General features: G+C 40.3%; 26 protein-coding genes and 2 pseudogenes. 6 read left to right on the top strand and 22 right to left on the bottom strand.

Annotated elements, in window-relative coordinates; translation table 11 throughout:
* Positions 1-18 precede the first annotated feature (18 nt).
* From ACSW3C_RS13050 to ACSW3C_RS12985, 14 genes are all read right to left on the bottom strand, one after another.
* Positions 19-1,260: a site-specific DNA-methyltransferase gene (locus tag ACSW3C_RS13050; RefSeq protein WP_340704925.1), complete on the bottom strand. Its 1,242-nt coding sequence runs from the start codon at positions 1,258-1,260 to the stop codon at positions 19-21.
* A complete protein-coding gene (metK, locus tag ACSW3C_RS13045; RefSeq protein WP_340704924.1) occupies positions 1,235-2,416 on the bottom strand; it encodes a methionine adenosyltransferase in 1,182 nt (393 codons plus the stop codon). The genes ACSW3C_RS13050 and metK overlap by 26 nt, the downstream gene beginning before the upstream one ends.
* Before the next feature lie 17 nt (positions 2,417-2,433).
* The gene (locus ACSW3C_RS13040; RefSeq protein WP_042357509.1) at positions 2,434-2,985 is read right to left on the bottom strand and encodes a P27 family phage terminase small subunit; all 552 of its coding nucleotides are present in this window, start codon (positions 2,983-2,985) and stop codon (positions 2,434-2,436) included.
* A 111-nt stretch (positions 2,986-3,096) separates the two neighbouring features.
* Positions 3,097-3,219: an HNH endonuclease gene (locus ACSW3C_RS13035; protein WP_268761089.1), complete on the bottom strand. Its 123-nt coding sequence runs from the start codon at positions 3,217-3,219 to the stop codon at positions 3,097-3,099.
* A 14-nt stretch (positions 3,220-3,233) separates the two neighbouring features.
* Complete coding sequence (locus tag ACSW3C_RS13030; RefSeq protein ID WP_486563397.1) at positions 3,234-3,356, bottom strand: hypothetical protein; 123 nt, start codon at positions 3,354-3,356, stop codon at positions 3,234-3,236.
* Positions 3,357-3,610: 254 nt separating this feature from the next.
* Positions 3,611-4,024: a DUF1492 domain-containing protein gene (locus ACSW3C_RS13025; RefSeq protein ID WP_042357512.1), complete on the bottom strand. Its 414-nt coding sequence runs from the start codon at positions 4,022-4,024 to the stop codon at positions 3,611-3,613.
* Positions 4,021-4,239: a hypothetical protein gene (locus tag ACSW3C_RS13020; protein ID WP_340704923.1), complete on the bottom strand. Its 219-nt coding sequence runs from the start codon at positions 4,237-4,239 to the stop codon at positions 4,021-4,023. Before ACSW3C_RS13020 ends, ACSW3C_RS13025 begins: the two co-directional genes overlap by 4 nt.
* Complete coding sequence (locus ACSW3C_RS13015; RefSeq protein WP_340704922.1) at positions 4,239-5,600, bottom strand: SNF2-related protein; 1,362 nt, start codon at positions 5,598-5,600, stop codon at positions 4,239-4,241. The genes ACSW3C_RS13020 and ACSW3C_RS13015 overlap by 1 nt, the downstream gene beginning before the upstream one ends.
* On the bottom strand, positions 5,581-5,862 hold the full coding sequence (locus tag ACSW3C_RS13010) for a VRR-NUC domain-containing protein (protein WP_044037705.1): 282 nt from the start codon (positions 5,860-5,862) through the stop codon (positions 5,581-5,583). The genes ACSW3C_RS13015 and ACSW3C_RS13010 overlap by 20 nt, the downstream gene beginning before the upstream one ends.
* Before the next feature lie 218 nt (positions 5,863-6,080).
* A complete protein-coding gene (locus tag ACSW3C_RS13005) occupies positions 6,081-8,447 on the bottom strand; it encodes a virulence-associated E family protein (protein WP_340704921.1) in 2,367 nt (788 codons plus the stop codon).
* A complete protein-coding gene (locus ACSW3C_RS13000) occupies positions 8,444-8,878 on the bottom strand; it encodes a DUF7768 domain-containing protein (protein ID WP_000512442.1) in 435 nt (144 codons plus the stop codon). The genes ACSW3C_RS13005 and ACSW3C_RS13000 overlap by 4 nt, the downstream gene beginning before the upstream one ends.
* Entirely contained in the window at positions 8,878-9,630 is a 753-nt protein-coding gene (locus tag ACSW3C_RS12995; protein WP_000344037.1) for a phage antirepressor Ant, read from the bottom strand. Before ACSW3C_RS12995 ends, ACSW3C_RS13000 begins: the two co-directional genes overlap by 1 nt.
* Positions 9,631-10,015: 385 nt before the next feature.
* The gene (locus tag ACSW3C_RS12990) at positions 10,016-10,234 is read right to left on the bottom strand and encodes a hypothetical protein (protein ID WP_000658732.1); all 219 of its coding nucleotides are present in this window, start codon (positions 10,232-10,234) and stop codon (positions 10,016-10,018) included.
* A 25-nt stretch (positions 10,235-10,259) separates the two neighbouring features.
* Positions 10,260-10,973 carry a GAP family protein gene (locus tag ACSW3C_RS12985; protein ID WP_015926217.1) on the bottom strand — a complete coding sequence of 238 codons (714 nt, stop codon included), beginning with the start codon at positions 10,971-10,973 and terminating at the stop codon, positions 10,260-10,262.
* A 103-nt stretch (positions 10,974-11,076) separates the two neighbouring features.
* Between ACSW3C_RS12985 and ACSW3C_RS12980 the strand changes: the two genes are divergently transcribed.
* The 4 genes from ACSW3C_RS12980 to ACSW3C_RS12965 all read left to right on the top strand — a co-directional run bounded on the left by ACSW3C_RS12980 (position 11,077) and on the right by ACSW3C_RS12965 (position 13,339).
* Positions 11,077-11,676, top strand: coding sequence for a TetR/AcrR family transcriptional regulator (locus ACSW3C_RS12980; RefSeq protein ID WP_015926218.1), 600 nt, complete (start codon positions 11,077-11,079; stop codon positions 11,674-11,676).
* Between the two features lie 456 nt (positions 11,677-12,132).
* Positions 12,133-12,663, top strand: coding sequence for a TetR/AcrR family transcriptional regulator (locus tag ACSW3C_RS12975; protein WP_340704920.1), 531 nt, complete (start codon positions 12,133-12,135; stop codon positions 12,661-12,663).
* A 4-nt stretch (positions 12,664-12,667) separates the two neighbouring features.
* Positions 12,668-12,982 (top strand): DMT family transporter, encoded by a 315-nt coding sequence (locus tag ACSW3C_RS12970; RefSeq protein WP_340704919.1) that lies wholly within the window; start codon positions 12,668-12,670, stop codon positions 12,980-12,982.
* 12 nt (positions 12,983-12,994) lie between these two features.
* Complete coding sequence (locus ACSW3C_RS12965; RefSeq protein ID WP_082169273.1) at positions 12,995-13,339, top strand: DMT family transporter; 345 nt, start codon at positions 12,995-12,997, stop codon at positions 13,337-13,339.
* 193 nt (positions 13,340-13,532) lie between these two features.
* On the opposite strand, the pseudogene ACSW3C_RS12960 reads toward ACSW3C_RS12965, so the two are convergent.
* Positions 13,533-13,811, bottom strand: a pseudogene (locus ACSW3C_RS12960) (IS1595 family transposase); the annotation flags it as partial.
* Positions 13,812-13,883: 72 nt separating this feature from the next.
* On the opposite strand from ACSW3C_RS12960, the gene ACSW3C_RS12955 reads away from it, so the two are divergent.
* Positions 13,884-15,104 carry an IS256 family transposase gene (locus tag ACSW3C_RS12955; RefSeq protein WP_340704918.1) on the top strand — a complete coding sequence of 407 codons (1,221 nt, stop codon included), beginning with the start codon at positions 13,884-13,886 and terminating at the stop codon, positions 15,102-15,104.
* Positions 15,105-15,168: 64 nt separating this feature from the next.
* Here ACSW3C_RS12955 and ACSW3C_RS12950 read toward each other — a convergent pair.
* The 7 genes and pseudogenes from ACSW3C_RS12950 to ACSW3C_RS12920 all read right to left on the bottom strand — a co-directional run.
* Positions 15,169-15,927: pseudogene (locus tag ACSW3C_RS12950) on the bottom strand (IS1595 family transposase); the annotation flags it as partial.
* Between the two features lie 303 nt (positions 15,928-16,230).
* The gene (locus ACSW3C_RS12945; RefSeq protein WP_340704917.1) at positions 16,231-18,165 is read right to left on the bottom strand and encodes a DNA polymerase; all 1,935 of its coding nucleotides are present in this window, start codon (positions 18,163-18,165) and stop codon (positions 16,231-16,233) included.
* 80 nt (positions 18,166-18,245) lie between these two features.
* Complete coding sequence (locus ACSW3C_RS12940; protein ID WP_044036310.1) at positions 18,246-18,794, bottom strand: DUF2815 family protein; 549 nt, start codon at positions 18,792-18,794, stop codon at positions 18,246-18,248.
* Positions 18,787-19,935: a DUF2800 domain-containing protein gene (locus ACSW3C_RS12935; protein ID WP_368975113.1), complete on the bottom strand. Its 1,149-nt coding sequence runs from the start codon at positions 19,933-19,935 to the stop codon at positions 18,787-18,789. The genes ACSW3C_RS12940 and ACSW3C_RS12935 overlap by 8 nt, the downstream gene beginning before the upstream one ends.
* Positions 19,928-20,251, bottom strand: a complete 324-nt coding sequence (locus tag ACSW3C_RS12930; protein ID WP_368975111.1) for an rRNA biogenesis protein rrp5 — start codon at positions 20,249-20,251, stop codon at positions 19,928-19,930. The genes ACSW3C_RS12935 and ACSW3C_RS12930 overlap by 8 nt, the downstream gene beginning before the upstream one ends.
* Positions 20,226-20,444 carry a hypothetical protein gene (locus ACSW3C_RS12925; RefSeq protein ID WP_368975110.1) on the bottom strand — a complete coding sequence of 73 codons (219 nt, stop codon included), beginning with the start codon at positions 20,442-20,444 and terminating at the stop codon, positions 20,226-20,228. The genes ACSW3C_RS12930 and ACSW3C_RS12925 overlap by 26 nt, the downstream gene beginning before the upstream one ends.
* Positions 20,445-20,489: 45 nt before the next feature.
* Positions 20,490-21,023, bottom strand: a complete 534-nt coding sequence (locus ACSW3C_RS12920; RefSeq protein ID WP_368975108.1) for an RNA polymerase sigma factor — start codon at positions 21,021-21,023, stop codon at positions 20,490-20,492.
* Positions 21,024-21,443: 420 nt separating this feature from the next.
* Between ACSW3C_RS12920 and ACSW3C_RS12915 the strand changes: the two genes are divergently transcribed.
* On the top strand, positions 21,444-22,370 hold the full coding sequence (locus ACSW3C_RS12915) for a hypothetical protein (RefSeq protein WP_486563085.1): 927 nt from the start codon (positions 21,444-21,446) through the stop codon (positions 22,368-22,370).
* Positions 22,371-22,413: the final 43 nt, after the last annotated feature.

The following is a 22,413-nucleotide window of genomic DNA, read 5'->3' as shown; positions in this document are numbered from 1 at the left end:
GTAGAAAATACTGTTCCATTAATCGGCGGTAGCAACGTCTGGCAGGTCACAATATCTTATTTTCGAACCATCTCTTAAAAGAAACACACCGTCTGAGTTTCCAACTTGCTCAATATACCTTTTCACAATGACATCGCAGTACTTTTCATCTAGTTCAATGGTGTAACAGATTCTATCTGTCTGCTCACAGGCAATCAATGCACTTCCTGAACCACCAAAGGGATCAAGTACGATACAATTAGAAAGGCTTGAATTCAAAATAGGATATGCCACTAGTGCCACTGGTTTCATGGTTGGATGGTCACCGTTTTTCTTCGGTTTCTCAAACTCCCAGATGGTGGTCTGCTTTCGATCTGAATACCAGTTATGCTTGCCTTTCTTTTTCCACCCATAGAGAATAGGTTCATGCTGCCACTGATAAGGGGAGCGTCCGAGAACAAGGGACTGCTTTTTCCAAATACAAGTGCCTGAAAGATAAAACCCCGCATCAGAGAATGCTCTTCTAAAATTGAGTCCTTCCGTATCCGCATGGAATACATAAATAGAAGCGTCCTTCGCCATTACTGCTTCGGTGTTCTGAAATGCTGCAAGCAGGAAATCATAGAACGCTTCGTTAGCCATATTGTCATTTTTGATTTTTCCAGCTGTTCCTTCATAGTTGACGTTATATGGAGGGTCTGTAACTACCAAATTAGCAGTTTTCCCATCCATCAAGACATCAAAGGTGTCTTTCTTTGTACTGTCTCCGCAGACTAATCGATGCTGTCCAAGTAGCCAAATATCCCCTAAATGCGAAACAGCGGGCTTTTTCAGCTCGCCGTCTACATCGAAATCATCTTCTTTTATATTATCCTTAAGGGAATCCTTGAAAAGATCGTCCAACTCTCCTGGGTCAAAACCTGTCAAAGACACATCAAAGTCTGAAGCATTTAAGTCCGTGATGAGAAGTGCTAATTTGTCTTTATCCCAATCACCACTTATTTTATTTAGTGCAATGTTCAGCGCCTTCTCCTTTTGCTCATCCATTTCAACAACTACGCATTCTATCTCATCCATGCCCATACTCAGCAGGATTTTCAAACGCTGATGACCTCCGATGACTCTGCCTGTGGTCTTATTCCATATTACGGGTTCTACATATCCAAACTCCTCAAGGGAGCGTTTAAGTTTCTCATATTCCGGATCACCCGGTTTTAAATCCTTCCTTGGGTTATATTCAGCGGGGATGAGCTGTTTAGTTTTTATCTTCTCTATCAACATACTTTTCCACCGCCTTTCTAAATTCACTGTACTTATTTACATCCTCCCACGGGAATAGACAACTATTAAAGTGACCATAAACAGCTGTATCAGAGTAAATCACATTCCTTAGACGCAACTTCTCAATGATTGCCGCAGGTCTTAAGTTGAAAACCTCCTGTACAGCAAGGGTTAGTATTTCGTCAGAAACAATACCTGTGCCAAGGGTATTTACAGAAAAGGCTACAGGATTTGCCTTACCAATGGCATAGGATATACTAACTTCACATCTCTTTGCATAACCGCACCAGACGATATGTTTTGCAATGTACCGGGCCATATAAGCACCACTTCGGTCAACTTTGGTGGGGTCTTTGCCACAAAGAGCGCCACCTCCATGGGGTGCAAGTCCTCCATAAGTATCAACCATAATTTTTCTACCAGTTAAGCCAGTATCCGCAGCAGGACCACCAAGAACAAACTGACCAGATGGATTGATGAGAAGTTCTGTTTCATCATCAAAAGGGAAGTCCTCAAAGCACGGCCACAAGACATTGTTAAGGATATCTGCCTTAAGTTCTTCCTGTGTTTTGTTCTTATCATGCTGTACCGATATCACAATCGTCTTTATTCTCACTGGAGTGTCATCTTCATATTCTACTGTTACCTGTGCTTTACCATCGGGAAGAATCCCTTTTATCAGTTTCCCTTTGCGGCAATCATCCAGTCTCTTTACGATTCTGTGAGATAGTACAAGGGGTAGGGGAAGCATTTCTCCTGTTTCCTTTGTAGCATAGCCATACACAGTTCCTTGGTCTCCAGCACCTATTGAACCATACTGTTCATTTATTCCATTCCTTACTTCCAGTGCAGTATCCACGCCAGTTGCAATATCTACACTTTGTTTGTGTACGAATACATAAATTAAGAATTTAAGAGGGTTGTATCCAATCTCTTTAAGGACATTCCTAACAATGTATCGGATGTCTATTTTCTCGCTGCAGGAAATTTCGCCCGCCACGATAATTTTCCCTTTGGTTGCCATTACCTCACAAGCGACACGTGATGCTTTGTCTTTACGTAAACATGCTTCTAAAATGCTATCTGCTATGATGTCGCATAGTTTATCAGGATGTCCAGCACATACACTTTCAGCTGTTAAATATCTTTTACTCATTACATATCTCCTCATCTTTATTTTCCTCTGCGGGCAGATAGCAGTCGCTCCATCACATCGTCCTGTGGGTTTAAACCAGAATACTCTGTAGCACAATTCTCCCTAACGATTTGATATATCTCCATCCATAGCCTGTTTGTCTGACTCATAAAGCTTTGGCTCATTGCTACATAAGGACTTTGAATTGCATTGCCGGTTGTTGGATGCTTGGCTAGGAAACCAAATTCGGTTACCGCTTCCTCACACTGTATCCATCTGGCCGCACTCATGGCATACCGTTCTAGAAGCTGTGGAAGTACCAAATGGGCACATTCTCGCTCCTCAAGCCATTTCCATGTAATTTCATAGATTTCACTCGCTACTAGGGTTTTCCCATCCTTTTGCACTGCGGAGAGCATGGCCCTTGGCTTTGGCATTTCCTGCCCCTTCAGGTCAGCAGTATTCTTGAACTCGACAACTTCAAGCTTTCTTTTACCGGGATTTCCCTCTGCAATTTTGTCAGCAAGTGGTTTTTTCTTTTGACCGGAGCCTATACGGGCGCCGCCTCGATTTGTTCCATCTTTGGCCATTCACTCACCTCTTTTCATCGATGGGTCTATTACCCCGTTTGAAACCGCGAATTTTCACGCGTTGCCCCACGCCCGTTACACAAAGAAAAAGCTGTGGAGATTTGACTCCCCCTACCGGGTTCCCCAACGGTCTCCATCTCTTGCAGTGATTGCAGAGTGGCAAGGTGTACAAAGAGCCATCAGATTACTTCTATCGTGAGTCCCTCCTCTTGCAAGAGGAAGAATGTGATGCACTTCGGCTGCTGGGGTCAGCTTTCCTTGTCTTTTACATTCCTCACAAAGAGGATGGGCTGCAATGTAACGGTCACGTATCCTTTTCCAAGCACGACCATAACGTTTACGGGTTGCTGGATCACGCTGATACTTCTCATACCGTGCAGCTTCCTTCTTGCTATGCTCTTCACAAAAGCGCTTGTCGGTTAGCTCTGGGCAACCAGGGTAAGAGCACGGTCGCTTAGGTTTCTTTGGCATACTGCACCTCCTTTTTCCCATAGAAAAAGCCCTCGCAGGAGAAATGCTCCCGTGAAGGCTTCTGTTTATTAATATTCCATACTACCATTATATAACTTTCACTACGGACAAACAGTGTCATCTTATGCCAAACTGTGCCAAAGTGTGCCAACTTTTATTTTGGAACCTTTAAATGTTGCAAAGCGGATGAATGGAGTCTATGCACGGTTCTCATAGAAACATTAAGGTTGACACAGATTTCTTCCCAGTTAAGAAAGTTAATGTATCGGTAGCGAAGGAGCAGCTTCTCATCCACGTTTTCCATCTGGTTAATCGCTTCACGGATATCTGATTTCAGCTTTATTAATCGTTCAACCTCATGTTGTATCTGTTGTTCCAAATCTATTATCCTAATCACATATTTTTCAAAGGGTGGGTCAGTACTCTTGGTTCGACTGACTTTCTCATCAAGCACAGGGGATGAAACACTTCTTGATAAATCCCTTAAGTTTTGCAACTCTTCAAGGTCTGAGTTAATCAATTCATTCAAACGGTAAGCCTGTTTTAAGAATTCCTTAGCTGTCATCATCGCACCACCTCCTCTTGTAGCTGTTGAATTAACATGTCAGGGTTGAGAGAGGTAAGGACATTGAACAATTCAGAATGAAAGAAACGCTCAATCTCACATTTCGTATATCTAGCAGAATCATTGCGAGGGTATTTTGCTAGTCTTTTCAGAGCAAAACGATAATCTTTGACCGCCTGTAGAATAATGGCATTTGCCAGTTTTTCAAATGCATCCATCATACAACATCCCTCGCTTTCCCAAGATTTGCTTTGACCGCATTAATAAGATCGGATTGTGTCTTTTCCTTTCGTTTCAAGGCTCTCATCACATCTTCATCGATTGTGCCTTTAGTAATGATGTGATGGATTACCACTGTCTCTTTTTGTCCTTGTCTCCAAAGTCTCGCATTTGTTTGTTGATAGAGTTCTAGACTCCAAGTAAGTCCAAACCAGATAAGCGTTGAACCTCCACTTTGTAAGTTGAGACCATGTCCCGCTGATGCAGGATGGATAACTGCCACAGAAATATCACCGTTGTTCCAATCCTTAATATCCTTGGAAGTTTTAATTTCTCTGACATTAAATTTTGCCTTAATACGCTCTAAATCGTGATTATACCAATAGGCAATAAGCACAGGTTTGCCGTTAGCACCTTCAATTAAATCCTCAAGAGCATCTAGCTTGCGGTCGTGGATAATATGGGGGTTTTTATCATCATCATAGATAGCACCGTTTGCCATTTGCAGAAGTTTGCCTGAAAGGACAGCTGCATTCATGGCATCTATTTCTTCATCGCCAAACTCAAGGACCATCTCTTCACGAAAGTGTTCATATACTGATTGTTCTTTTTCATTTAGATACACAGGCACTTCATTGATCACGCATTCAGGCATTTTTAGAAAATCTATCGACTTCATGGAAATGGTAATATCCGAAATGAGCCGATATATAGCATCTTCAGCACCTGGCAATGGTTTATATGAAAATACGATTTGCTGATTGCGTTTATCTGGTGTGAAGAAGGAATTGCGGTAGTGAGTAATGTACCTGCCGAGTCTCTTACCCATGTCGAGAATACGAAACTCTGCCCACAAATCCATTAATCCATTACTGGAAGGTGTACCCGTAAGACCCACAATCCGTTTTGCCCTTGGTCTTACTTTTAGTAAACTTTTAAACCTTTTTGCTCCATAGGACTTAAAAGATGAAAGCTCATCAATGACCACCATGTCATAATCAAAAGGTATGCCACTTTTATTTACCAACCAGTCAACATTTTCTCTGTTTATAAGATAGACACTTGCAGGTTTCCTTAGAGCCGCCAATCGCTCCTGCTCTGTACCGATTGCTACCGAAAACTTGAGTCCTTTTAAATGCTCCCACTTATTTATCTCAGCTGGCCAAGTATCCCTAGCTACTCGAAGTGGGGCAATGACCAGAACCTTTCCAATTTCAAAACGATCAAGACATAGGTCGAATATAGCCGTTAGAGTAATGACGCTTTTGCCAAGACCCATTTCTAAAAACACCGCAGCAATGGGATGCTCTAGAATGAAGTTCGTTGCATAGGTCTGATATTTATGAGGATTGTATTTCACCCAGCATCCCTCCAATCTGCTTAACATCATCAATGACATAGCAGGCAAAGCCTAACTTCTGTAATTGCTTTATTCTTCTAATCTGTAACAGGCGGGGTTTCTTTCCGGGAGCCTTTAATTCCACAAATGCCATCTTCCCATGCGGTAAAAGCACTAGGCGGTCTGGCATTCCATCTAAACCTGGGCTAACAAACTTCGCAGCGATGCCTCCCATCTTTTTTACCTCAGCCACCAGTTTCTTTTCGATATATTTTTCAAGCATAAATACCTCCCATATAAAAAGGCCGGAACAAGAAAACAACTTTGAACCAATTTTCCTATACGCGCGTGTATGCGTGTACGCACAGGCTACTATTACTTCTTTTTACTATTTATAAATAAATAGGTTACTTCTTGTTCCACTTGTTCCGAACCGTTGATTTTCCTTATCATTGCTAACTTTAGGGAAAGAACAAGTATGGGAACAAGGTAAGGTACAACTTAGCGTTGTTCCTCGACTCGGGAATAAGCTCGTTGCTTTCCGTAGACAGGAAACATTACAACACCATTCTTGTTCCCAGTGTACTTGTTCCACTCACTGATCTTTCTCATAATGGCACCGATGGCATAGGAATCTGAAGGCTTTAGCATTGATGCCTCTTTACCGAAACACTCACACCAAATTTCCATATTGCAGACAAGGGTCCTTTTTACTGTTCCAACACGGGTGCCGCCGCCAAATTCGCTACCGCCGAGGAAATTTCTACGCTCGTACAAAGACATCGTGTCCCAATCATCAGGTAAGAGCGTATCCAAGTAGGTACGAACCAGTCCTTCTCGTTCATCCGTTTCCATAGCATCTGCCTGTTCACTGGTTGCCATGGTTACATCTTCACCTTCAAGGTAGAGTTTTTCGCCCTTCTCGTAAAGAACTAGAGCCTCTGCCCAAATTTGCTGTACTTCCCCTTTGGTCATCTGCCACGCTTTCTTTTTACCGTTACCGCTAATGCGGACTGGCCAAAATCTGCGGTTACCTGTTATATCACGAAGAAATCCGCTTTCTGCATTGGTAGAACCTACAATTACGCATTGACGGGGATGGCTTTCCACGTTGACACCATAACTGGCACGGTACTTATCATCAGCCCTCGAAATAAAGGACTTCACAATCTCCACATCCGTCTTACGCATTCCTGCAAGCTCACCGAGTTCCAACAACCAATATCCTTGAAGTTTTTCAGCACCTGATTTATCTTTCATGTCCGTAATGGTCAAACTGTCTGAAAACCAATCTCCGGCAAGCTTAGCAAAGAAGGTTGACTTACCGATACCTTGAGGCCCGTTTAAGATTAGAACACTATCAAACTTTGTACCAGGTCTATAAATGCGGGCCACCGCTGCAACCATCGTTTTACGAATCACTGCTTTTGTATAGGAATTATCTGTTGCACCGAAATAATCAATAAGTAGATTTTCTACTCGGCTAATACCATCCCATTTTGGCAGTGAGTCGAGATACTCCTTAACAGGGTGGTAGGCTCGTTCTGACGCTACAGCTAACACAGCATCTTTGGTCTTGGTAGGGGAATAGACTCCGTATTTACTGCTTAAGTACACCTTAAGAAGCGCGTTATCCGAATCATTCCAACCAGCCTTGATCTGTTCCCAAGGCAGACCACCTTTGGCATCGATCCCATCACGGTGGCAATTGAAAGCGATATGTTGTAATTCCTCATCATGCCGAATAATCAAGACGATGTTATCCAGTGTGTCTTTTATCCGACCTTGCTTATCTAGTTCCAAACCTGTCTGCCAATCCTCATCACTAAACTCCTCTTCAGCCTGGACCTGTCTTTCCTTTGCGAACTCGGCTTTTACCGCTTCATCTTTTATAGCAAACTCGCACATTGCCACAAAAGACGGCATCCTGTCAGGAGCCGTAGTAGTGGAAGCTCTATCATCTAAAGAGCCGAATTTATGAATACGAACTAGATCAAAAGCATTGAGGAGCAGGCCGCTTGCTGGATCGGTGGCATGGTGGCTGTATGCAAATTTATCATCATAGATAATCACACCCGCACTGCTGTCAGCTGGAATATAGTCATAGCGCCCTTCCATAGCAGATGCTTCATAAACTGTACCTAAGAATTTCTCTATTGCTTCACGAACGGAATAAGCGCGACAGAAAGTTCCTACCACACCTTCCTTTAAAAGAGGATCTGCTTGTTCTTTAAGACTGCGATTAATAACTTCAGACTGCCTGCTTGATACGGGCCAAGTTGTTGTATCTCGCCAGTTTTCATATTTTGAAAGATAAATATCTGGGTCAAGTAATGCTCCATCCTGCTCTTCGTAGACAAATTGACCGTTAGAGGAAGTGGATGGCCAATACATAAGGCGATGGGCTTCATATGTCGTATCATCGAAAAGGTCAATACCGATTTCTTTTGCCACCATACGTCCAACAGCTGCATATTCTTCTTCGCTGATCTCACGAGCAAGGGGAACAATAAGCCTGAGTCTTGGATTTTCCGGTGTGTGCTTATGGGTGGAGTAAACGCAACATTTGAAATCAAAAAGCATACTGATTTGCTCCCAAATATCTGGTCTACCGTAATCCATATCAAGGGTGAGCAAAGAACGACACAGAACATTGCCCTTCTTTCGCCTTCCTTCTTTTAAATGTCCTCCGACAAAGCCGCCTACATCCTTGATATCATCTTGTTGACCTCTTTTTAACTTCCGATATTCTTCTACTGTTTCCGTGGTGCGTTGCGTCGTCTTTACACGGGAGCAAAAATCCTCCCAGGAGATATCTTTGTTTTTCCATTTTCTATCCATCCGGCTATTGCCCACTGCAATTTTCATAAGCTTTCAACCTCCTCATGCTCCGGACTAAAATATCTAACCGTTTGTCTGCGTTTCTTGGCTACTTCAATTTCCCTCGCCATACCGGTTGAGATGGTATTGCCCAGCACCCACACCTCGGAGCATTTGCCCATAAGCACGATGTCCATAAATATGGCAAGCTCCCGTTCCTCTGGGTTTTCATCATCCATAAACTGAGGAAACATAAGATGGGGAGCAATCGGGATACAGTTTTGGTCTAGAGCAAACCTGCAAAAACTGCGAGCCTTTTTAATGTTTCCTTCTACATCACCGGAATAGGGAGAACAGATATATACAAGCGGCTTAAAGGCAGATTTTTTCTCTGCCTTTTCCTTTTTCATTATGTTGGTCAGTGCTTCATGGGGAGTTGGATCATGGTATCCTTCATGATTGAATTTGTTGATTCCCATTACACACCCTCCATTTCTATCTGTGGCAAAATACCGTCTGCCTTCATCAGTTCGTAAATGAAGAGTCTGCCTTTTTGAGTCCAGTATGTATGGACCTTTGTATGTTGCTGGCCGTTACTGCCAAGATAGCTATGTGTCTTGGTGCTGGTGTAGCCTTTTTCCGCATACTTCTGATATAAAAGCCAGATGCCGCCTTGTTTAAACTGGACACCCTTTTTATTAAGATAGCGATTCATCCAAATAGCTGACTTGCCGTAATCTTTGGCAATTGCTGAGGTGGAAATGAGGTCTTTGCAATTTAAAACTACATCGTAATAGGAGACTTTCGGTTTCATTTCTGCAATTTGCTGATTCTGAACGGCAATCGTACCTTCAAGCACTTTATTTTGTTTCCTTACTTGAGTTAGCTGTTGATTGGCAATCTGAAGTGCCCTTGCCATGATTGCTTCTGGGGAATTCCATCTTCTTTCTATTTCAAGAAAGTATTGGCGACACTCTTTCCCTTTTGGAGTACGCTGTATCATGCATAGCTCTTTTGCCATGTCAATTGTTAACTGATGGTCAATGCTTGGTCTGCCTCCAGTACTTTCGCTCAAAAATGAGCTAAAGTCTGATCCTTCCTCAAATCCGTACTCACACATTCTTGGAAACCAATCTTTATAAGCGGTCTTTACTTCCAAGGCTTCATGTAAATCACGACCGAGTACGGTTGGTCGTTGATTTTCATAATTGATTTTTACTAATTCGTCCATACGAATTACCTCCTGCAATATAGTCAGAGAGGAAACCCCTCTACCTAATAGCCACAGGAGGTAATAATTGTTGAGGATTTTGAAAAAATAAATTATACATCCGGATTTTTGTTCGAAATTTGTGTATGTAAAATAGATTTAAAAGCTGATTCAGTAATTTTCTACTTTTACAAACGGACTAGATTGATGAACAAAAAATGGTAACGTAAACTGTAATAGGCCTATAGGATTTGGAGCTAATAAGAGAAGAGGAAAACAATCATTTTGGTATCATATTTTATCTATGACCTGGATGAGTAAGGTTGGTAGAGCCTCGAGGAGAATCAATTAAAATAAAAAATACAGAGCGAGAAATTCTCACTCTGTATTTTTTATTTTACATCATTCACTTATTGCTTTTACTTGATGTTATTTTACGAGTGGCTAAAGCTATGATTCCACCAACTGCAATAAATACAATGTCCAAAACGATTTCAAACCCTTGAAACGCATCAATATAATTTACTAAAAACCAACTTTTTCCCCCATTAGTCAAATGATTGATTAATCCGCCTATTCCCTGAATAATAAAAAGTAGACTGAGACCACTGATAATTTCTTTCATGATGAACACCTCTTTAATATTTTTTCTAATTTAAAATGCCTCTAAGACCGATATTAAAAAAAACTGCACCTATGACTCCTGTCGCTACCAAGAGCGAAGAGATTGGAGCTTCATTTAATTTTGACCTGATTTTAATAAGAAATTGTTGCAATCTTTCTTTAAATATAATATTAACCCCTAACAGTAATAGAGAAGGAAGCACCATTACTAGATTGTATCCAATTATTATTAAGATAGCAGGTGTAGTCTCAATTGTTTGATGATTCATTAAAAAGATTGAATAAAAGTAAGGCAATGCCGTTACAAATTCAATTAGGAAAACAATGATTCCTAGTATAATCATCCCTTTAATTGTTGTATTTTTGGGGATAAATGAAATTAAACGTTTTTTTGTAGTCTCTTTTGGTTTACTGAAGCTTATTAGAACAAGAACTGCTCCAAGTAGGATATAAAACCAATTGATAAAGTCAAACTGAGACAATTGTTCTATTCTCTTCAATAATGAATTTCCACCAAAGTAGAGTAATAAACCCGTGATGAAATAGCCTAACTGCGTGATGAATAAAAACACAAATAAACGAGAAGATAACTGATTCGGTTGTGTCAGTAATAAATAGGCTGTTACAGTCAGTACACCGGGACTTAAAATATCAATTAAAGCACACAAAGAAATAATCATTAATGCTGAAGAAATGTCTAATGATGAAGAAGGCATCAATGCTTCAATAGTTTCGATCAAACAAACTAGTCCTCCTTTAAATGTTGTGGTATTATCTATTTAACACACCGTGCTATAAAAAGATAATAACACACTGTGCTAAATAAAGGAAGTGATTTTTATAATGCCAAAAATTGTTGATCATGATGAAAAGCGCAAACAAATTGCTGAGGCTGCATGGAATATTATTAGGAAAGAAGGGGTTGAGAAAGCGTCTATACGAAGAGTTGCAGCTGAGGCAGGGATGTCTTCTGGTGCGTTAAGACATTATTTTTCAACTCAAGATGAAATGTTATTATTTATTATGAATTACTACTTAGAAGAAGGGAAAAAACGTTCTCAAAATAAAGAATGGTCAGAAAACCCAGTGCAGGCAGTAGAAGAAGTTTTATTAGAGCTAGTACCAATAGATGAAGAAAAGAAAATTGAAACGAGTGTTTGGTGGATTCTTGCATTACGTTCACTTACAAGTGATACAATAAAGGACAAAAAAGATGAAATGACGGACGGTACATATGAATTAGCAAATTCAATGATTGAAATCTTAGCTCTAAAAGGCGTATTATCAGATTCAATGAATGCAGAATTAGAAAAGAGTAGGTTAACGGCATTAATAGAGGGATTGTCGATTCATGCTTTATTAAGACCTGATGTATACTCTCCAGAAAAGGTGAAGGAAGTTATTCGTTATCATTTAGAGACACTCTGCAATAAAATCAATTAAGCTAATCGGTCGATGTATCAATTATTGTCCCATTTGTTTTTAATAGATTTAGTCTTACCCCTTGATTTATTATTAACTTGGCTCTGTTAAATTTAATTGTTGTTTTTTAAATAAATAATTGGGGGAACTTGATTTATTGTGGTTCCCCCATTTTAGGTATAGTAAGAGAAATATGTATTTACAACAATAAGGAATATACACAATTTTATGCAAGATAGCGAAAATACCCATCAAGTACAAATACAGTTGCATCAACAATTTGAGCCATCTGTATAAAATACGGTATAAACAATGTTCACAAGAAAAGGCACGAAACGATGTTAAATCAACGTTCGTGCCTTTTTAAACTGTCCCTAAACTTTGATTTGGGAACGTTATTTTGAATACGGATGATTTAAAAGGCTTGAAAAAAGACCGTCCAGACGGTATTATAGAGATTGGAGAAGGAGGTTTTGTATGAGTCAAAAAGCAAAAGAAAAACGCGAAACACTAATAAATAGTGCAATTCAATTATTGCAAGAAGAAGGTGTAAATGCTCTAACACTTGATGCTGTTGCAAAAAAAGCGAACACAAGTAAGGGTGGGCTACTGTATCATTTTCCAAATAAACAAGCATTGATTGAAGGCATAGTGCAAGATATTTACGAAAAGTTTTCGGAGGAATTCTTTATTCTAGTTGAAAAAGAAACAAGAAATCGTTATACAAAAGCATTCATTGAGTTATGCTTCAATGATTTAAGTAAACACAGCGACTTATATGTTGGTTCGATGGTTGTACCATTTTTAGAAAATAAACAGGTGCAGGACATTTACCAAAACATCCTAGAACATTTGAAAAAAGATGAATTAGATGAGACAACAATCAATTTAATTCGTCTAACAATCGATGGTGTTTATTACAACAAATTTTCAACAATCGCACCCTTAACAGCGGTCGAAATGGATGAAATCAAGCAAAAATTATACCGTTTAGCAGAAGGAGAATAAGGAAATGACATATGTTTTATTAGGTATTGCAATTCTTTTTGAAGCCTTTGGAAGTGCGATGTTAAAAGTGACAAGTATGACAAAGAACTATGGTCCATACATTGGTGTTGCAGTTGGCTATGCAGCAGCGTTTTATTTTCTATCTTTAACTTTAAAAGAACTTGAGATTGGTGTAGCATATGCCATTTGGTCAGGGGTCGGTACAGCTTTAGCTGCTACGATAGGTGTCGTCATATTTAAAGAAGGATTTGACAGAAAAAAACTAATTGGTATTGCAATCATCATTTTAGGTGTTGTACTGCTAAATTTAAGTAAGTAAGGGGTTGTATTCGTGGCAAAATATATATATTTAGTATTAGCGATTGTTACAGAGGTATTTGGCACAACAATGATGAAATATTCAGAAGGATTTACAGTCTTATTACCATCAATAGGCTCAGTTGCTGGTTATTTATTATCATTCACATTTTTAGGGTTAACCTTACGAGGAATGTCGCTAAGCGTTGCTTACTCGGTGTGGGCGGGTGTAGGTACAGCTCTTACAGCCTTTGTTGGATTCCTTATTTGGGATGAACCATTAGGATTGTTAAAGGTGTCTGCGATTCTACTAATTATCGTGGGCGTTGTGATTTTAAACTTTTCAAATCAAGAGGAACCAGTTGTAAAATCAAGTTAAATAAAAATCACAGTAGCACTCTACCTTTTGAAATTGAGAGCTATTGTGATATTTTTTTCTCGATGCATTACTAAAACACCTTCAAAAATATTCCCAAAGTGTCGTTTGTAAACTTTATTGTTTAACGTTGTAAATCCGCAAAAATTTGCCAGAACTCTATTTTGATTTAGTCACCCTAACAGTCAAATAAGCATTACATATTGAATTTCGATAGCCTTAAACTTCGATAGGTTTCTGTCATTTCAAAAACAAAGGATGTCAAAAGTAATTCTTTGATATTGTGTTTTGTACTTTCATTGCTATGACTATCTACAAATAAAAACCAAGCAAGGTAATTATCAAGGTATTTAGAAGCAACACCTTTAAAACGATGTATCCAATGTTTTAAACGTGAATGGAGTCCATTTACATTTTGGATATGGTATAAGCCTTTAATAACGTGTTTTCCATCGTCAGACTTAATGCGATAATGGAGTCTGTAGAATAAATTGTGTAAACTCTCAAACCTATTAAAATGGAATTAATAGAAAGGTTGGGAGCACATATGGGATTATGGTCGAAGGAGCAGCTTAGATCGTTTATCAAGGAGAATAACCTTGTCACCGCTCAGGATGCACAGAATGCTTTAAAGGACTTGTTTGCAGAAACGTTGCAGGAGATGCTCGAGGCCGAGATGGACACGCATCTGGGCTACGAGAAGCACGATGTGCAGAACAAGCAGACGAGCAATAGTCGCAACGGGAAGAGCAAGAAGAAGATCATAAGCGAATATGGTGAACAGGAAATCGCAGTTCCACGGGATCGTCAAGGCGAGTTTGAACCGCTCGTCGTTCGGAAGCACCAATCGAATGTAACGGGCATCGAGGATCAGATTATCGCGCTCTACGCCAAGGGTGTCAGCACCCGTGAAATTCAGGATCATCTGCACCAACTGTACGGCGTTGACGTCTCGCCAACGATGATCTCGAACGTAACGAACAAGATAGTTCCCCTCATCAAGGAGTGGCAGAATCGCCCGTTGCAAGCCGTCTACGCCGTTGTCTTTCTTGATGCCATCCACTTTAAAGTGAAGCAGGACGGCGCGATCGTGAACAAGGCGGCTTACATGGTCATCGGCATCGATTTGGACGGCAATAAGGACGTTCTGGGCATGTGGATCGGTGAGAACGAGTCTGCGAAGTTCTGGCTGAGCGTGCTGAACGATCTCAAAAACCGCGGCGTTCAAGATATCCTTATCACCTGTGTCGACAACCTAACCGGCTTCTCCCAAGCAATTACGGCTTGCTACCCGAAGACTGAAATCCAGAAGTGTATAATCCACCAAATCCGCAATTCGACGCGCTACGTATCCTACAAAGATCTCAAGAAAGTGACAGCGGATCTCAAACCTATCTACAAGGCTGCAACGGAAGAAATGGCGCTTGTGGAGCTGGATCGTTTTGAAGAAACGTGGGGGGCTAAGTACCCCCTTATCATCCGATCGTGGCGTACCAACTGGGACGAGCTGGCTACGTTCTTTAAGTATCCACCAGAAATCCGTAAGCTCATCTATACGACAAACATGATCGAGAGCTATCACCGTCAGCTTCGTAAGGTAACCAAGGGCAAGAGCATCTTCCCGACCGACGAAGCGCTCCTAAAGATGCTGTATCTGGTCACAATGGATGTCACCCGCAAATGGACGGGCAGGGTCCAAAATTGGGGGCAAATGCTTCTCCAGCTCTCTGTCTTCTTTCCGGACCGGATTGGTCAGCATTTACCGTGAGGGCCAATCTCCCCCTCGGGGGAGATTCTCTATAAATGAGTTTACACAAAATTATTGACAGACCCCGATAATGTTCTATCCCTCTTTCATCTGCATAGGTTTTATAGGCTCTCCAAGCGTCTGTTACAAGTACATTATTAGGTGTTAGTTTAGACCCAATCATACCATCAACTTTGGTTTTAACAACACGCCCCATACAGGCTACCTTTGAAACTGTTGCTTTTGTTCGGTCTCTAGCAACTAGAACACAGACTTGTTCCTTACTAACTCCTCTTAGTGTTGATTTACCGCCTCGCTTACGTGGTTTACGTTCACTAATGCCACGTTGACCTTTTTGAGAATACAAAAAATAAGTCTCGTCCACTTCAACGATACCATCAAATTGTTCAAAATCCATTTGTTTAAGAGCTGATAACAGCTTATGTCTCCAATAGAATAATGTAACCCAAGTAACGCCCACAATTTTTGCTGATTTACGCAAGGAATATCCTTTAAACATACATTCAACAAAAGTAATCCATTCATTACCTTTTCGAGTGCGATAAAGAATTGTATTTGTAGTATCCATAAACGTTTTACGACAAGCCTTACAGCGATATCGTTGGCGACCATTAACTTTACCGAATCGATTAATGTGTTCTGAAGTGCAATGAGGGCATTCAAAACCTTCTTTATAACGTACTTCCCGCATTTCATCGATTAAGCGACCATCAACAGTTAAAGAAGGTTCAACATAGTGTTTTACCCATTGAAACACTCGTTCTTTATCTGTATGCGATAATTTATCGATATGTTTTAATAAATTGCTAAACGCTTTACTCATCCTTTGGACCCTCCAAATAAGAATGTTTGTTCTTATTATAACCACTTTTTTGAAGGTAATCAATTTTCAACATCAACCTTTAACAGAGCCATTAACTTTATAGAGAGAGGAGTCAAAATCGGTTCTTTCACTATATTTCTTCAAGATTAGAATTTTAACCCTTTATTCCACAAAAATGGAGCGTTTATTAAACAAACAAGATAGCACGTACCGGTCATAAAATAAGTGCTATCCTGTTTTCATTATTTAAAAATTGAAGGTCTTTTAACCTCCTCCCACACGATTATCCGATTACCAATTAATTTAATCTTTTTGATAAAACTGACACTCATAACCATCAGCACTAAGCAACAGGCCATTTGCCCATGTTGGTATCTTAGCCATCTGTTCACAGATAGCGGAAAGTGACGTCCCCATATCTGCCTCGATGATAATTTCATCGTGTACATGAGCCACAATGGAACAATTCTTTAATGTCTGCATGGCATGACACAAGATGTCACGACTGATTGCCTGAACAATATTCTCTACAAATTTGGGTCCATAGCTATCGATTCTTTCCCATTTCTTCGTCCCACCGACCCCTTCGTAAGTAACCGACTCACCGCCAAACATATTCTCTCCCATACGAGGTTTCACATAGGCAAGCCGTCTACCAGAGGGGAGGACAATAAAGAGCATTCCACTTTGATAGATAAATTTAATGCCGTGTGTCTCTGTAGGAGTTTTTTGCTTAACACAAGTTTTTACTGCACGGTCAACATCCCACCAAAGTTTTGTGATATTGGGATTGGATTGTCTCCAAGCCGTTACAAGGGGCTGAAGTTCCTCTTCTTCAATTCCCATCTCCAAAGCACCCATTGATTTTAATGCTCCAACAGATCCACCATAACCGAGGGCAAGTTCGGCTATTTTCCCTTTCTGACGAAGGTGACCGTTCACACCATGCTTTTCAACAGGTACATTAAACATCTGAGAGGCACTGGCACAGTAGATGTCACCGCCGTTTTGGAATACATCTATTCTCCATTTTTCACTTGCAAGCCAAGCAATGACGCGAGCCTCAATCGCTGAAAAATCTGCCACAATGAACTTCATACCTTCTCGCGGTATAAAAGCAGTACGGATAAGTTCCGACAGTACCTCTGGGATTGAATCATAGAGTAAAGTAAGAGCATCAAAGTTTCCGCTTCGAACTAAAGCACGAGCCTGTTCCAAATCGGGCATATGGTTTTGGGGGAGATTTTGCAACTGAATCAGCCTGCCAGAGAATCTCCCAGTTCTGTTGGCCCCGTAAAACTGAAACATTCCTCTTGCACGACCGTCACTACATACCGCATTTTCCATTGCCGTGTATTTTTTCACCGATGATTTTGCAAGCTGCTGGCGAAGTTCCAAAACAGTGCCTAGTGGTTCAGGAGCCGTCTTTAACATCTCAGCAACCGCTTTTTTACCAAGGGTATCTGTTTCTAGCCCATTGTCGGCAAGCCAGTCTTTCATTTGTTGTACAGAGTTTGGATTCTCCAAATTAGTTATATCTTGCATCGTAGCCATTAGCTTTTCACGAGAATGTTCATCCATCTCTACAGCCTGTTTTACGAAAGTCATGTCAATGGCAATGCCACGATCATTGATTACCTGGTCGAGATGATATTCCTCCCAGATGTTCTCTGGTACTTGAAACTTGGATAATTTCTGTTGTATTGACATCTCGGATTCCACATCGCGAATGTTATATACTTTAAACCGCTCCCATTTATCCATGTCGTGTTCTGGTAAATTACGAACTCGACCACCATTAGATTTTGTAGGGGAGCAAGGTGTACAGAAATATTTGATGAGGTCTTTACCCTCTGTTAGCTTTTGTTTCTCCAAACCTAGAACTGCACCGACTCCCTCCAAAGAAAGAGGTAATCCCATATATGCCGACCATATCATGGAACATTTCCAGGATGCGGGGTTAAGATATTCAGTAAGGTTAAGCCATTTTGATAGACACACACGCTCAAACATTGCATTGAAAGCCCACTTGGTAACGGAATCATCCATAAGTGCGTTTATAATTTCATCGGGGATTTCCTCCCCACTGGCAAGGTCAACCACATGTACTTCACCGCCATCCACCGAATAACCAAATAGTAGAATTTCAAAATCATCACTCTCGGCATAACGGTAAACTCCACATTTTTGAAGATTGGCACTACTAAATGTTTCAATATCAATTGAAATAGAATTCATGTATTACCACCCTTTCCAATGCAAACGAGGGTGGCAGAAGAACAACTTCCACCACCCCGTTTGTATTCATACTTTAGCTGTTATGCTAGGAAATCATCATCTTCAATTGTGGTGAAATCATCAGCCGCTGTGGTTCTGCTGCCTAAAGGCTCTCCATCTCTAATCTTCTGGATGTTACCAAGTCCGCAGGCCACACCCTTGTTGCCGTTAGAATTGAAAGCATAAAAATTAAGTGACACTCTTGCATAGCAACCACTGTATACCTCATTGCGATCCAGAATGGGCTTGACTGCTTTATCTACAATCTGAGGCGGAGTAGTGCTGTTGGCATTTACAAAATAATGTCCTTTATAAGCCTCATCATCTCGTTCTACATCACCATCTCGAAGTGGCAGCTTGATGGCAGCCTTATTTGGCTTTTTACCACCAAACTTTGCAATGCCCTCTTCAATAGCTGCATCAACTGCTGCATTGATGGCATTAATGGTTTCCTTATCCGATTTAGGAATCAATACCGATACACTATACTTTTCTGCCCCACCATTGATGGATACCGGTTCCCAGCCATGGAAGTAGCTGAGACGTGTATTTACACCAGTAATAACCTTCGTTCTGTTTTTATTATTCATATTCACATTCCTCCGTTATTTCGTTAAATTCGTTTATTGCGTTTGATACGTTCATAGCCGGACGCTTATCCGATAACGGGACCAGAGTCGGCTTTCCCGGTGGCTTATATATGAGATCACCGAGAATCTTCTCAAATTTTGCTTTGCCCATCAGCCTTTCCATTTCCGTAAGGGGAATGAGACTCTGACGAAAGATATCTTTATAACCGTTTGCTTTGGCTACTTCAGCCACAGCATCTTCATCCTTGTATTTACGGACAGATCTGCCCTCAACAATCTTAAAACCATGCCACTCTTTACCGTGATTAACAGCTGCATCAGTGGCATATGCAATGATTTCATTTGCCCACTTCGTAAGGTCGGATAGTTTAGATAGAATTTCCTCAATTTCAGAGTCCGTAAGTAGAGGAGGTAGTTTAAACTCCGATTGTGCCAATTTCAGTTTCTCTTCAGCCCTAGCACGGCATTTAACAGCCGCTCGGCAGAAAGTACACCACTCACCCGGAAGATACTCGCCTTCGCCGTTATAAGCTTTTTTAGCCTTTGGTTTTAGTTCTTTTTCAGCCCAAGCTTTTAGATCCTCTACCCGTATTGTCCATGTGCTGACATTCTCTCTACGTGGCTGGAAAATGGTCATGGAAACTTCCTCGATGTCGTACAAACTATCGTAAATTTCCAAAGCACCCAGTGCGTACAACTTCATCTGTGGATTGTCCACCGCATCTACCAATACTCCCATGCCATACTTGAAATCGATAATGTGAAGTTTCCTATCAGCAATAATGATGCAGTCACCGGTTCCAAACCCCTGTGGAACATAGCAGGAAAAATCAAGACGCTGCTCGATTAGTATTAAAGGGTCTGTGCAACTCTGCTTTGCCAGCTCCAACTGCTCCATTACAAATTCCACATAGGCATCAGTGTGTTCTTCCATCTCATCGGAGTTATAAATTGAGACAGGATGCTTACTTCTCATATGAAGTGCTTTTTTAAGTTTATGTTCGCAGAGAGCATGGGCGGCGGTGCCTTCGGCAGCTGCACTGGATTCGTTATTTACAAATTCCAGTTCCAATCGTGCAGACGGAAGGCAATTCAGCCACCTATGGGCTCCTGATGCGGAAAGAACTGCATGATCACTCATTACCAAGTCCCTCCGCATCTTTTAACATATCTGCATAATAGCTCGGGTCAACTTCGCTTAATTTAGAGCCACCGTATTTTTGGATTATTTCTCTTACTTGGGCAGTAAGACCGGCTTGGCTTTTTTCAGCGAGTTTTGCTCTGACTTCCTCCAGAGTGATTTCCTTTTTATTTGTTTCAGGCTCTTTTACAGTTGTAGCCGGTTCTTTTGTTTGGACAAGTTCATTGCCCGCCATTACATCCGCAACCGCTTGTATGCTGTCTGCCAAAGAGCGCATATCGGAAACCACATCAAGGAGTAGCTTGATCTTGCTCATGGCTCATTCCTCCTTCCTTAATCTCACTGATGGCGAGTTCCTGTACGGTGTCACCCGGAACAAGGATGGTCAGTTTCTGCTTATCACCAAGTAAAAAGCGAAGGAAACGCTCCCTAATGGTGATGTTTCGACAGGAAACAATCCCGCCAGACTGTGGTTTTTTTGAAACACTGATTTTCAAGTTGTGCTTCATGTATTCACCTCTTTCCGAGAGCGTTTATGTGCTGCCCTCTAACTATTAGCCATGGTAAGAGGGGAAAGTTGAGGATTTGGGATAGATTTTTTTGAAATTCTTTTTAGCTGTATCTAAACGGTGGGAAATGGCACTTACACTTACTCCCTCACGTTCTGCATACTCTGTTACCGAAACACCATCCAAGACTATAGCTATCAGTAGCTCTGCTTGTTTTTCCTTGAGAGCCTTGCGGATAATTTCACAAATATGTTCATACTCTTCTTCTTTCTCTCTAGCCATTTCATCTGAGTAATCAGGGAAGTAGTCCATATGGTCGGTTTCATCAACCTCTTGGTCATCCTTGCGGAATGGTTTCTTTGGCATACCTCTGTGTCTGTCAAATTTGTGCCAGTTATTGTATTCCGGCTTGTTGAAACGTTCGTCCATTATCTCCTGTGGAGAACACCGAGTCACAGTTTCTTTGTCCTCTGCAGAAGATAGCCTGTCCTCATAATCCGCCTCAATCATTAAGGTAAAGTCCTCGTCTGGTACCTCCAGATAAATAGATTTGTTTTCGTGCTGAATTCTAATTTTCATTTTGCATCCTTTCCGCCGGATTGCATTGGCGGCAAAGGATACAAAAATAGGCCTGTACCAGAAGTACACAGACCTTTTTATCCTGAAAATGAGCGCAATAAGGTAAGGTACTTCTATTGCACCGCAACAATCCTTACGGATTGGAGCGAAACAATATGTATCCTCTGCCCTTATTGCAAATCAGGCATTCGATATTTTTTTAGAGATAAAAACTATCTCAATTTAGAAAGAACAAATGGGGAGTTGTCCCGTGTTTTCTTTCTGGAAATATTCTCTCATTTTTTTGTCTACTGTTAGAATATTCTATATTTCTCATTACTTATTTTTTAAGTAATTACTTTTATAATTTATTTGTGGTATAATTTACTAGTAGTAATTAGATATTATAAATTTTCCCATTATTATTTAGAGGATATATTCATGACCATAACTGATACCTTTAAAAGTGCATTTGTTTTTGAAAGCTACAAATGTATCACTGATTACAATGAGACAGTTGACTTACACACAGGATATAAAACTAAAAGCTTGGTAATTAGAAATGATATTTCACAAAACTTTAGAGCTGCTTATATCTATGGCGAAGGCTTAAAAGAAATAAAAAAGCAACGAGTTAACTATAAAAATAATATTCTAGGCGAATTTTTGGGCATAAAGAAAAACGACATAAACTCTGTCATGTCGTTTTTTAATAAGTATGGGTTTTTATTTGACTTAAGTGGTTATGACCAATATGTTAATGTAAATATAGATGATATAATCTATTTGAAGGATAATCTTGAAGCCTTAATAAACTTATTAAATGCCCAGGACTCCAGAAAAATCAATTACAAGAAATTCTTAAATTCAGTGCTGTATTTATTGCTTAAAGAAAATCGAGAAATAAAAATTAACGGTGAAACTGTATATACTTCAATTGACAATGCACTACTAAATAAAATTAAAAGTGCTACTAAAGTCAATTTGATGGAAGGAGATAATATAGTTCATATACCAAAGAGTGATGGGGGGAATGACATAGTTTATAGGGTTAAAGACTCTATTTCAGAAAACGGCTACCATGACATAAATGTATATGATTATGATGAGTTTTTAGAAGATGACCAACAAGATTTAGAATTTGCTAGGCAAATATTTAAAGCATATGTAATAAAAGACTCTCCTATTTTTACCAATAACGAAAGGTTAATCATAGAGTTTCTATTTCATTTTATTCAACAGGTATCTCTAATCAATCTGGGATTTGTATCTTTAGACATGCTTTTCCACGATGAATGCTATACCAAACTAGAAGCAAAAGAATCCATGATTTTGACTGAAGCCTTAGGTAAAAAACTAAGTTCTTAATTGAAAGAGAACTTAACTATCATTTGTCAGAAATTAGACCCGT

The organism is Sporosarcina sp. AD_1 (genome assembly GCF_057373025.1).
Note: the sequence above shows the minus strand (reverse complement) of the source record. Positions and strands in the feature narration are given on the sequence as shown.